Genomic DNA, 10640 nt, shown 5'->3' with positions numbered 1-10640 from the left:
CGTGAGTGACATCTACCGATCGAAGGATGCCCGGTATGAGTAGTCCACGCGAGACCTTCCTCCGACTCGTGAACGGTGTCTGCGACGGTCCGTACGAAGACCTGGCCGACCTGTACGGCGAACAGACCCATGTCACGCATCCGTTCCACCCGCTCGACCCGCCGCCGTTGCGGAGCCGCAGCGAACTGCACGAGCACTTCACCGCGGCGCCCCCGACCGACCGGACGTTGAACCGTAAGCCGGTCGACGTGCGGATTCACGAAACCGCAGACCCGGAGGTCATTGTCGCCGAGTTCGCCTATCAGGGGCATGTCGCCGAGACGGGGGAGGAATTCACGGTGCCGTGCGTCTTCGTGATGCGTATCCGCGATGGGCTCATCATCGAGTCCCGGGACTACATTGACCACCTCGCCAGCGCGCGGGCCTGGGGTCAACTCGACAGCCTTCTGACCGCACTACGTCCGCAGAAGTAGCAGCACCATCGAGGGCGCAGCCCGACCCCGACGCAGAGCATGTGCGGCTTGCCGGGCACGGTTCGCCGCTCGTCGCGGTAGCTCGTTGGACGTCACGCAGGCTGACCGTGGCTCGATCAGCGGCCGCTGGCCCAGGCCGCGGGACAGACCGACATGCGAATCGGCGGTGACCCCCGGGTGAGGGTCACCGCCGATTGCGAGGTCGAACCGGTCAGGCGGCCGAGCAGGCCGCGTCCAGCTCCTTGATGGCAGCTTCCAGGGCCTTCTTGCTGGGCTTGGCGTCGGCGGACGTGTTGTACGCGTCGCTCAGGCTCATCATCTCGTTCTGGATCTTCTCGGAGGCGGCGGTGACCGCCTGGTTGGCGCCAATCGCGTGCGCCAGGATCGCGACCGAGCCGGCGGCCCACTGGGCACTGACCGCGAAGTGTCCGGCCGGCGGGCCGATCTTCTCGGCCTTGGCGATCTTAGACGCGTTGTCCTTGATGTCCTTCTTGATGTCGGCGCAGGCCTTCACCGTGGCCGCGTTGTCGGCCGCGGTGCTGGCCGCGGTGCTGGCTGCACCGACGGTCGGGGTGGCGCTGGAGACCGCCGGTGACGGCGAGGTTGCGGCGTCCTGAGATTCCGGCTGCGGATCGCAGCCGGACGTCGCGATCATCGCCGCTACGGCCAAGCCGGTCAGGACGAGTCGAGTTCGGTTCATCGATGTTTCCCCCATGATCTTCGTGTTCGGCGCACGCTACCAGCGCAGGTCGAGCAGGTGGGGTCAGTTGTTCGCCGTCGAGCACGCGCCTCGGTCTGGAGCCGGATACGAGGCGCATCGTGACTGTGGACGGCAGATGTCGCAGGCGGCGGCAGTCGGAGAACGGTGGTCTACAGTGCCGCAGCGCGTGCCCGGCGGCGGGATTTCCGGGACGGGGTGATGAATCGGTGGAATGGTCGGGTGTGAATCCGGCTCATCCGTCGCGCCGTACGAAGCCTTCGGTTGTCCACCGATCGATGGACAGTCGCTGACCGTCGAGCGGTCGTTCCGCAGGGAGGGCTGCGACTGGCACCGTCCACGCTATGACAGCGATTGCGCGGCATGCTCGACGCCGAGGAGGACCTGACGGTGGTCGGCGAGGCGTCGTCGGGGCCGAAGGGAGTGCAGCTCGCCGCCGAGCAGCAGCCTGACATCGTGCTCATGGACCTGCGCATGCCGGGCGGTGACGGGGTCGAGGCCACCGGCCAGATCCGCACGCGTGTTCCCGGCGTCTGCGTGGTGGTGCTCACGACGTACGAATCGGACCGGGACATCCTGCGGGCGATCGAGGCCGGCGCCAGCGGCTATCTCCTCAAGGACGCCACACCGGCGGAGCTGGCGGAGGCGGTCCGGGCTGCGGCCCGGGGCGAGACGGTGCTCGCGCCGAGCGTCGCCTCCACGCTCGTTCGGCAGGTGCGGCACCCCGCGCCGCCGGCCCTCTCGGCCCGCGAGACCGAGGTTCTGCGCCTGGTCGCGCGGGGGTTCACGAACGCCGACATCGGGCGAGCGCTCTACATCAGCGAGACCACCGTGAAGATCTACCTACTCCGCGTCTTCGGCAAGCTGAACGTCGCCGACCGCACGGCCGCGGTCACGACGGCGCTGCGCCACGGTCTGATCTGACTCCACAGGTATGCCTCAACGGCTTCACGGGGCGGCGGGGGTCCTGCCACGGCGATAGGCGGTCCGACGGTTGTCCGGGACCTGTTCGGGACATGTTCGGGACCGTTCGGACCAGAAACGACGGCTCCGTCGCCTTGAGGTCGATATCCCAAGAGAGCTAGCTTCGGCCTTCATCGATGGGTGGTGTGGGGCGCGAAGGTTCTCTTCTTCGCGCCACGGTCTGCTGCAACTGACAGGCCGATCCCCGACGTCACGCCGCGACAACGACCTACGCGAGGGAGGATTCGCATGCTTGGCAAAGGACGCTGGTCTGGGCGCGGTCGCCGTCTGGGGTTGGCTTCCCTGCTCGTGAGTGTGTTGGTGATGGTGTCGTCCGGGCAGCCGGTCTATGCCGCCAACCTCGGTAGCGAGCCGACCCTGCCGTACGCGCAGCCGAACAACGCCAGTCTGCCCAGAGCGGGCTGCGACACGACCGCCACCGACCCGACGAGTCCGCCGGCCAGCAGTCCGGCGGCGGTGCAGGTGATCTACGCGTGGAACAACTCCACCGGGAACCAGTACGCGACGAACGTCGAGAATGCCGCCCGTGTCGTGGATCGCGTTGACTGGCTGCTCGACCAGGCCAGCAACTACGACCAGCACGTGAAGGTGAGCTGCCGGTCGACGACCACCAGCACGTACAACCAGTACGCGCAGGCGATGGTGACGCCGGTGAAGATCGACACCACGAACACCGACTACTGGTCGATCGCGAACGAGCTTTCGGCCAAGGGGTACGACGACAGCAACCGCTGGCATGTGGTCCTGACGGAGTTCCCCGCGCCGTCCGCGTCGGCGCACTGGTGTCCGAGCAGTGGCGGTAGCGGCTGTATCTCCGTCGTCGAGGCATGGGACAGTGGGGTCGTCGGGCACGAGATGGCGCACCTGCTCGGTGCCGGTCACGCCTACATGAGCGAGCACGTCTGGCAGGACTCCAACGGAAACTGGCAGGCCGAGCAGTACTGCCCCGACATCATGATGTGCGCTGGCGACTGGTGGGCCTTCGATATGGGCTACCGCCAGAACTACGACCCGAGCGAGACCAGCGCGCGGTTTTATGTGGACAACTATCCGTCGACGACGACGAACAATGCGGCGGTTCACCCGCTGCTCACCTCGCCAGTGTGCTGCGACGTCGGTGCCAACAACGACCTGCTGACCGCGCAGGAACGGACCATCGAGGCGCAGGCGCCGGGCACCTCGAACCCCACCGGGTTCGCCACCTCCGGATCGGGGGCAGCCATCTCGGTGACACCGCAGGGCTCGTATGCCGGCGTTTCCGCCCGCTACTTCGACAACCGTCGCTCGTTGCAGTTCGTCAGCTCACCGCAGTCGGCCGAGAAGTCGGTCATCGTGAGCCGTAGGCCGTCGGTGACGGCCGGGCACAACTACAAGTTCTTCGTCCGGCTACGTGCCGACTCCGGAACCGCCGCGCTGCGTATGCGGTGGTACAACTCCGCGGGCACGCTGCTGTCCACGTCGCCCAGCAGCCCGTTTGCCCTGACGTCGAACTGGTGGGAGTGGTCCCACGAGGCGGTCGCACCGTCGAACGCGGCCAGCGTGCAGATCTCCGTGGTGGCACCGGCCGGTGGTTCGCAACCGTCGACCCTGACCATGCACGTGGACACACTGCAACTTTCCGACTGTAGTGCCAACCTGAACTCGCTGTGCCGCCCCACCACCTGATCCCACCTGGGTGATCCGGCCTCTCCCCACGTCACGCTCGCGTGACGTGGGGAAGGGTCTACGACCGCAGGCCTCGACGTCCCACTCGCCGGAGTCGACAGGGCGAGTCAGCTTCTTCGTACCGTGGCTCCGGCTCGAATCGCCCGCGGTATCTCGGCGACATGGTCGACACGATCCAGCAGCATGACAAGTTCGTCGCTGGACGCGGGGGAGTTCAACTCGACGTGGTAGGTGATGCCGCTCGATATCCACGTCTGCGTGTCGAAACCTCCCTCGGCCGATACGCGTGCCCCGTCGATCCGGATGCCGAGTTCGCCTGCCTCCCGGTATATGTCGTTCAGGACGCAGCCAGCCGCAGCGAGGTGCAACAGGTGAGCCCCGGTGAAGTCCGCCTCGACCGTGACGCCCTCGGGTGTCCAGCGGTGAGGGAACCGGATCGCACCACCGTCAACTGATCTGAACGAGCCGGCACTGACCACGACCGCGAAATGCTCCACCGGTTGCTCCTGTCCGCTGTGCCGGAACCGACCGGCGCATTGTCGTCCGCCGCTACCGCGTCATCACCGTCAGGGGGCCGAAGAGGCGATTCGGTCTCGCATCACGTGCGCGGGCAGCGACGCGTTCGCCGCTGCGGACTCGGCCAGCTCGGTGTGGTCGAGCAGCTCGATGATTCGGTCCACCGGTAGTCGGGGGCATGCCGCCATCGTGTGTCGTACCGCGGCGTCGGGGTCGTGGGTGAGTCGGTCGACGAGGATCGGATCCGCCTGTGGGTCGCGGGAGACGAGTCGTCGGACCGCTGGATCCTGGTCGTCGGCGAATCGGGCCAGTGCCGCGGGCGGCCAGCCGCGTCCGCCTAGGACGGGACGGCGGCAAGTTCCGCAGCGCCGAACGAGACAGCGAATCGCTTGCACCAGATGCTGACACTGCGGAACGCCGTCGGATCGACTCCAGCGGCCAACCGGTACACCTGATCGCCGTGGTTACCTTTCAGCTTGCCCAATTCCGCGTACTGGCCGTCGTCGAACACCCGCCAGCCGGCGGTGCCTGCACGGACCCGCTGATCGGACAACCACACCCGCAGGTCAGGGCCGTCGCTGGTGTCCAGCCCTTCGATTTCGAGCTGGTGGCTGCCGTCCGGGTTGCGGACCATCCGGACCGTGCCGCTGGTGTCGTGCTCGTGTGTGACGAACGTACCCTCGGCGAGGACAGTCGGCGAGGCCGGAATGTCCGCAGCTGGGGATGGAGATGGGGATCGGGACGGCTGCGGGACGGTGGAGAGGGTGTCCGCCACGACCGTGTCGGTGAACAACCGCCAAGGCTGGAACCAGTAGAAGGCTCCTGCGACACCGATGCCGAACGTGGCCACGACGATCCAGGTGACGGGAGTGCGGAGAAGACGGCGAGTCACTGTTCAAGTCAAGCCGCAGGACCTCGCTGTCGCCAGGCAGGACCGGATTACCGACTGCTTACGGCGAGCGAGGGGCATGACCACGAGGTGCGGCGACCGCACGGGCCGCCGGCGCTCAGGCGGCGGCCGGCTCCACCGGGGAGCCGGCCGCGGCATCGGGTGTACGCCTCTGGTCAAGCCGCCCACTCCTGCCGGCAAGATCACCCGAACAGGTTGCCGGTGATGTCGGCGTAGAAGAGGGCGGGGTCGCCGGAGAGGGAGGCCTTGACGTTGGCGGTGGGCTTGTCGGCGATCACTTCGATCCTGCCCGCTTCGAGTCCGTCGAGGGCCTGGGTGACCACCTCGTGGGGCGCGAGCTTGGGGATGTCGATGCCGGCCATCATGTCCGTGTCGGCGATCGCCAGCGCCAGGGCGGTGACCAGAGTCTTCTGGTCGGCCAGCTCGAGTCGGAGGCCGTTCGTCAGGGACCATTCTGCGGCCTTGGAGGCGGCGTAGCCGTTGCTGCCGGGAGAGAAGGTGTACCAGCTCAGCGCCGAGATGACGTTGAGGATGGCGCCACCGGCCAGCTTCGGCGCGAAGGCGCGGGTGACGTTGAGGGTGCCCCAGAAGTTGGTGTCGAAGTCTTTGCGGATGTTCTCCGTGGAGGGACCGAGCAGCGGGGCTTGTGTGGAGGTGCCGGCGTTGTTGACGAGGATGTCGAGGTCGCCCACCTGGGACGCCGCTGCCTCGATGGACGCCAGGTCCGTGATGTCCAACTGGAGGGGGACGGCACCGGGGATGTCGATGCTTTCCACGCGACGGGCGGTCGCATAGACGGTGGCGCCACGGGCGAGGAGTGCCTCGACGAAGGCCTTGCCGAGGCCGCGGTTGGCGCCGGTCACCAGAGCGGTTGAGCCGTTGATTCGCATACCCAACACGCTAGAACCTCACGTTGACGTTAGAGGCAAATGCTGCGAGGTGGATCACGTCCACCTCATCCGCGGGGAGGCATTGCCCGACGCACTGATGCCCCGACCGCGACGCTCACTCCTTGACACCGATGTCGTCGATCGGAGGGGCGTTGAGCAGCCGTCGGAGGGGCCAGACCGTGGCTGTCAACGCCAGCAGTGTCGTGCCCCCGAGCACCGCCACCCAACCGAGCGGCGGGACGTACGGGATCGGGCTGCCGGTCAGTCCGTTGACGATCGCGCTGAGGGTCAGCACCGCGATCGTCGTGCCGATCAGCACGGCGGTGCCGAGGAGCCCGGCCTGTTCGGCCTGGACCATCGCGCGAATCTGACCGCGGGTGACTCCGACCAGTTGCAGCAAGGCCAACTCGCGGCGGCGGGCCAGCGCGGCCATCACCATCGTGGTGGCCGCCGCCAGTGCCGCGTACCCCACCATCACGCCGATCAGCAGCCGGTTCAGCCAGGCGCCGAGCGCCAGGTCGGTGCTGACCAGTCGCGTACGGGTGGCGGCGTCGAGCACCTGGGCGCCCCGTTTGCCCGGCCGACCAGGTGGTCAACACGGTGTCGGCCTCCGGGCCGGCGCTGACCAGGACCTCGTCGACGGTGTTCCCCGCCGTGTGCCCGGCGACCGTCTCGGCAGCCAGTGTGACGTCGCCGAAGCCGAGGCCACGGCCGTAGATCGCGACGACGTCCAACGTGACAGGCGTGCCGTCGCCGAGCCAGAGTTCGGCCTGGTCGCCGATGTCCCAGCCGGACGAGGACGCCTGCAGCGCGGACACGGCGACCGTGCCCGCGCGCAGGTCGGCGAGGTCACCCTCGCGCACGGCGAGGTCCATCGTCGACGTGATGCCCGCCGGGTCGACCGACCGGGCGCTGATCGGCTCGATGCCGTCCAGCGCCCGCACCACCACCTGGGTACGGTGCACACCGGTGGCCGCCTGCACCCCGGGCAACTCGCGGACCGTCCGCGCCGCGTCGGCCGGCAGCCCGGTCGAAGCCGACATCGACGTCGGCGAGCGCCGTCACCTGAGCGGGGCCGGCGTCGTACACGCGGGTGAGGTGTTCGACGCGTACCGCCGGTTGATCGGTCTGTCCCGGATAGTCCGGCATCCTGGTGGCCTTTCTCGGTGTCATCGGCAAGAACTGCGCGCACCAGAAACGCTATTGACCTGCACGAACGGCAACCATCCCGCGGGCTGGCGGATCCAGGTACAGCAGGCGCTACCGCTGCCCGCCCTCCGACAGAGAACCCGACCCGACGGCGCGCACCGAGAGCCAGCACCGCGAGGCCGGGGTAGCGGCGGAGGTGCAGCCTGCTGTACCAGGGTTGTCGAGCTGGCGGCATCGTCGCCGCCGCGTCGCCTGCCTAGCGTTGACGGCGTCGAGGAACGTTCGCCGAAGGAGGCAGTCATGACCGATCCGTACCGCATCACCGATGCCCCGGTCGCCGCGCCCAGGAAGCCGGGTGACCTGCTCCGCCCGCTGCTCTGGCTGGCGCTCTTCGTCAGCGCGGCGGCCAACATGGTGCTGTCGACCGCGGCGGTCAACCCGTGGGTCAGCTCGGCGTTCGGTCTGGTGGCGGCGCTCTGCGCGGTCGCGCTGATCGTGCACCACCGCCGAGGCCGGCGAGCCGGCGAGGTGGATCAGAGGAGCCGGCCGTCGTGAGCGAGCAGGGCGATCTGGGTACGGTTGTCGAGATCCAGCTTGGTCAGGATGTGCGAGACGTGGGCCTTCACCGTCGTCACGCTCATCAGCAGTTCGCTGGCGATTTCGGCGTTTGACCGGCCCTGCGCGATGGCCAGCACGACGTCGCGTTCGCGGGGTGTGAGCAGGGCCAGCCGATCGTGCGCCCGCTCGTGGGACTCGGCCCCGGAGGCGACCCGCTGCATGAGGCGACGCGTCACGCCGGGGGACAGCATCGGGTTGCCGGCCGCGACCGCGCGTACCGCCTGGCTGATCTGCTCGGGCGGGGTGTCCTTGAGCAGGAAGCCGCTCGCGCCCGCTCGGAGGGCCCGCACCACGTGCTCGTCGGTGTCGAACGTGGTGAGCACGATGATCTCGGGCGGCCGGTGGCGGCGGCGGCGCAGACGCTCGGTGGCGGTGATGCCGTTGACGCCGGGCATCCTGATGTCCATCAGCAGCACGTCGGGCAGGTGCCGGTCCACCGCCGTGATCGCCGCGGCGCCGTCGGCGGCCTCGCCCACCACGACGATCCCGTCGGCGCCGTCGAGCATCAGCGTGAGCATTCCCCGTACGAGAGGGTCGTCGTCGACGATGACGACCCGGATCGGGCCCGTCACGTCGGCCATGGCAGCCAGGCGGTGAGGTGGAACCGACCCGTGGCGTCGATGTGGTGGGTGACCCGACCGCCGGTGAGCTCGGCGCGTTCGGCGAGACCGATGAGGCCGGTGCCGGCACCGCCGATGACGCCACTGTCGGGCGTGGTCGGGTTGCTCACCGCGATGCTCAGGCCGGTGCCGGGCGCGCCGTCGAGCACCAGCCGGACCGGCTGGCCGGCCGCGTGCTTGCGGGCGTTCGTCAACGCCTCCTGCGCGATCCGGTACGCGGTGCGGCCGACCGTGGCAGGGATCTCGACCGGCGGCCCGAGCGGGTCGTCGACCACGATCTGTTGCCCGGCGGCCCGCGCCTCGTCGACCAGACGCGGCAGGTCGGCGAGGGTCTGCCCGGGTGGTGTGTCGGTCGGGGACTCGGCGTCGTCGCTGCGCAGCAGGGTGATGACCTCGCGCAGCTCGTCGAGGGCGTGGTGTGCGCTGGCCCGGATCACCCCGGCGGCGGCGCTGAGCCGTTCGGGCGGCGCGTCCGGCCGGTACTCCATCGCGCCGGCGGCCGCTGCCAGCAGGGACAGCCGGTGGGCCAACACGTCGTGCATCTCCCGTGCGATGCGGCTGCGCTCCGCGGCCCGTGCCTCGCCGACCCGCCGTTCCTGTTCCTGCTCGGCCCGCTGGGCCCGGTCCCGCAGGGCCGCCAGCAGGGCGTTGCGGGCCTGCGCCCAGGTGCCCCAGCCGAGCAGGGCCGCGTAGGCGATCGTCATCAGCACCAGCCGCCACCCGTACGGCAGGCTGGGCACCGGCCGCCAGAACGCCTGCACGGCCTCGCCCGTGACCCCGACCGCCGCCACCGTCGCCGCGTGCCGAAACGGCCGGTTGCGGGCGGTGAACAACACCGCGAAGCTGGCTACCGGCGTGGCCACCGGGGACAGCGCGACGAGCAGGCCGGCCAGCACGCCACCGACCTGCGGACGGCGGAGGACCACCGGAACGAGGGCCAGGGCGGCCACCGCCAGCGCCACGTCGACGCCGGCCAGGCCGGCGGAGCTGGACCGGGTGGCGGACCACAGCATGGTCCCGACGAGGACGCCGACCGCCACGGTCGTCGCGGCCACCGGGACGGAACGCCACGTCGGCGGCCGCTCGACCTCGCACGTCGCGGCATCCACATCGCGCAGGCTACTGGGCTCGTGGCGGGCCGGACCACCTCCTTTGGTAGTACGCCGAGCCGCCGGGAGGCGTAGCCGCCGCGGCGTCTGGGACGACGCGTCGGGCCCGGCCCAGTCCGCAGACTCAGGCCATGACGAACAACCTTCTCGTGAACCGAGCCGCGGTGACGGCCAGCGCGATCGTGGTGGCGGTGGTCGAGTTCGCGCTCCTGCACTCGGTGGCCGGCGTCGACGTCGCGGTCACTTCCGGAAGCTCGACCCGACAGGTCACGGTGGCCGCTGTCGTCGTGGCCGCAGCGGTGGCGGCACTGGCCGGCTGGGCGCTGCTCGCGGCGCTGGAACGCGCCACCAACCGCTCCCGGGTCTGGTGGACCTCGATCGCGGTGGCCGTCCTGCTGCTGTCGCTCGTGGTCGGCCCCACCGGTGGTGTCGGTGCGGCAGCGAAGGCGACCCTCGCGCTGCTGCACCTGAGCGTCGGCCTCATCCTCATCCTCGGCCTGCCCCGGTCGCGCCCGGCGGGGGCGAACCGATGACCGCGCTGACCGTACGCAAGCAGGACGGGGTCTTCGTCCTCGACTCTGCGGCGAACGCCTCGCTGCGTACCGGCTGGACCTGGCGGTGCGGTGAGATCCGCACCGGCACCGGGCGCTGGACTGTCGAACCGACCGGCCGCCGACGCATCGGGTTCACCGCCCGGGGCGAGCACGGCGTGCCGGTACGGCTCGACCCGGGCCGGTCGCACGTGCCGGGGCCCGGCGGGGTGGCCCGCTGGATGCCCGGTCACGGTGGGGGTGAGCTGGTACGCGACGGACACCGCATCGCGGTACGCCTTCCCGGCCGATTCGGCGGGCCGATCCGTGTCGAGGTCACCGGTGACTGGGCCGAGCTGGAGCTGGTGGTGCTCACCGCCTGTTTCGCACTGATGAGTCGACGGCGGCGGCGCACCCTGATCATGATGGCGGCCGTCAGCGGGGGGAGTTGATGACCA

General features: G+C 69.5%; 13 protein-coding genes. 6 read left to right on the top strand and 7 right to left on the bottom strand.

The genetic code is table 11. The annotated features are described in order from the left end of the window. Window positions 1-68: 68 nt before the first annotated feature. A complete protein-coding gene (locus tag ABZV06_RS01125) occupies window positions 69-473 on the top strand; it encodes a nuclear transport factor 2 family protein (RefSeq protein ID WP_355617589.1) in 405 nt (134 codons plus the stop codon). A 211-nt stretch (window positions 474-684) separates the two neighbouring features. Here the strand turns inward: ABZV06_RS01125 and ABZV06_RS01120 are convergent, their stop codons facing one another. Further along, window positions 685-1143, bottom strand: a complete 459-nt coding sequence (locus ABZV06_RS01120; protein WP_355617586.1) for a hypothetical protein — start codon at window positions 1141-1143, stop codon at window positions 685-687. A gap of 411 nt (window positions 1144-1554) precedes the next feature. On the opposite strand from ABZV06_RS01120, the gene ABZV06_RS01115 reads away from it, so the two are divergent. After that, window positions 1555-2115, top strand: coding sequence for a response regulator transcription factor (locus ABZV06_RS01115; protein WP_355617583.1), 561 nt, complete (start codon window positions 1555-1557; stop codon window positions 2113-2115). Window positions 2116-2463: 348 nt separating this feature from the next. Next, window positions 2464-3840, top strand: a complete 1377-nt coding sequence (locus tag ABZV06_RS01110) for a hypothetical protein (protein ID WP_355617580.1) — start codon at window positions 2464-2466, stop codon at window positions 3838-3840. A 107-nt stretch (window positions 3841-3947) separates the two neighbouring features. On the opposite strand, the gene ABZV06_RS01105 is transcribed toward ABZV06_RS01110, so the two are convergent. The 4 genes from ABZV06_RS01105 to ABZV06_RS01090 form a co-directional block, all read right to left on the bottom strand. Further along, the gene (locus tag ABZV06_RS01105) at window positions 3948-4319 is read right to left on the bottom strand and encodes an OsmC family protein (protein ID WP_355617578.1); all 372 of its coding nucleotides are present in this window, start codon (window positions 4317-4319) and stop codon (window positions 3948-3950) included. A 374-nt stretch (window positions 4320-4693) separates the two neighbouring features. After that, complete coding sequence (locus ABZV06_RS01100) at window positions 4694-5248, bottom strand: DM13 domain-containing protein (RefSeq protein WP_355235913.1); 555 nt, start codon at window positions 5246-5248, stop codon at window positions 4694-4696. Window positions 5249-5448: 200 nt separating this feature from the next. Beyond that, window positions 5449-6156 carry an SDR family oxidoreductase gene (locus tag ABZV06_RS01095; RefSeq protein ID WP_355235916.1) on the bottom strand — a complete coding sequence of 236 codons (708 nt, stop codon included), beginning with the start codon at window positions 6154-6156 and terminating at the stop codon, window positions 5449-5451. Window positions 6157-6271: 115 nt separating this feature from the next. Continuing rightward, window positions 6272-6715 carry an ABC transporter permease gene (locus tag ABZV06_RS01090; RefSeq protein ID WP_355617576.1) on the bottom strand — a complete coding sequence of 148 codons (444 nt, stop codon included), beginning with the start codon at window positions 6713-6715 and terminating at the stop codon, window positions 6272-6274. An 890-nt stretch (window positions 6716-7605) separates the two neighbouring features. Here ABZV06_RS01090 and ABZV06_RS01085 point away from each other — a divergent pair. Next, window positions 7606-7860 (top strand): hypothetical protein, encoded by a 255-nt coding sequence (locus tag ABZV06_RS01085; RefSeq protein WP_355617573.1) that lies wholly within the window; start codon window positions 7606-7608, stop codon window positions 7858-7860. Here the strand turns inward: ABZV06_RS01085 and ABZV06_RS01080 are convergent. Then, entirely contained in the window at window positions 7839-8504 is a 666-nt protein-coding gene (locus ABZV06_RS01080; protein WP_355617570.1) for a response regulator transcription factor, read from the bottom strand. The genes ABZV06_RS01085 and ABZV06_RS01080 overlap by 22 nt on opposite strands. Beyond that, window positions 8492-9652 carry a histidine kinase gene (locus ABZV06_RS01075; protein ID WP_355617567.1) on the bottom strand — a complete coding sequence of 387 codons (1161 nt, stop codon included), beginning with the start codon at window positions 9650-9652 and terminating at the stop codon, window positions 8492-8494. Before ABZV06_RS01075 ends, ABZV06_RS01080 begins: the two co-directional genes overlap by 13 nt. 131 nt (window positions 9653-9783) lie before the next feature. Between ABZV06_RS01075 and ABZV06_RS01070 the strand changes: the two genes are divergently transcribed. Both ABZV06_RS01070 and ABZV06_RS01065 read left to right on the top strand, forming a co-directional pair. Beyond that, window positions 9784-10185, top strand: a complete 402-nt coding sequence (locus ABZV06_RS01070) for a DUF6069 family protein (protein ID WP_355617564.1) — start codon at window positions 9784-9786, stop codon at window positions 10183-10185. Further along, on the top strand, window positions 10182-10634 hold the full coding sequence (locus tag ABZV06_RS01065; protein WP_355235932.1) for a hypothetical protein: 453 nt from the start codon (window positions 10182-10184) through the stop codon (window positions 10632-10634). The genes ABZV06_RS01070 and ABZV06_RS01065 overlap by 4 nt, the downstream gene beginning before the upstream one ends. Window positions 10635-10640: the final 6 nt, after the last annotated feature.

Source organism: Micromonospora sp. NPDC005172 (assembly GCF_040608555.1).
Taxonomy (GTDB): Bacteria; Actinomycetota; Actinomycetes; order Mycobacteriales; family Micromonosporaceae; genus Micromonospora.
The sequence above is the reverse complement of the archived record's forward strand: the minus strand, read 5'-3'. Positions and strand labels throughout refer to the sequence as shown.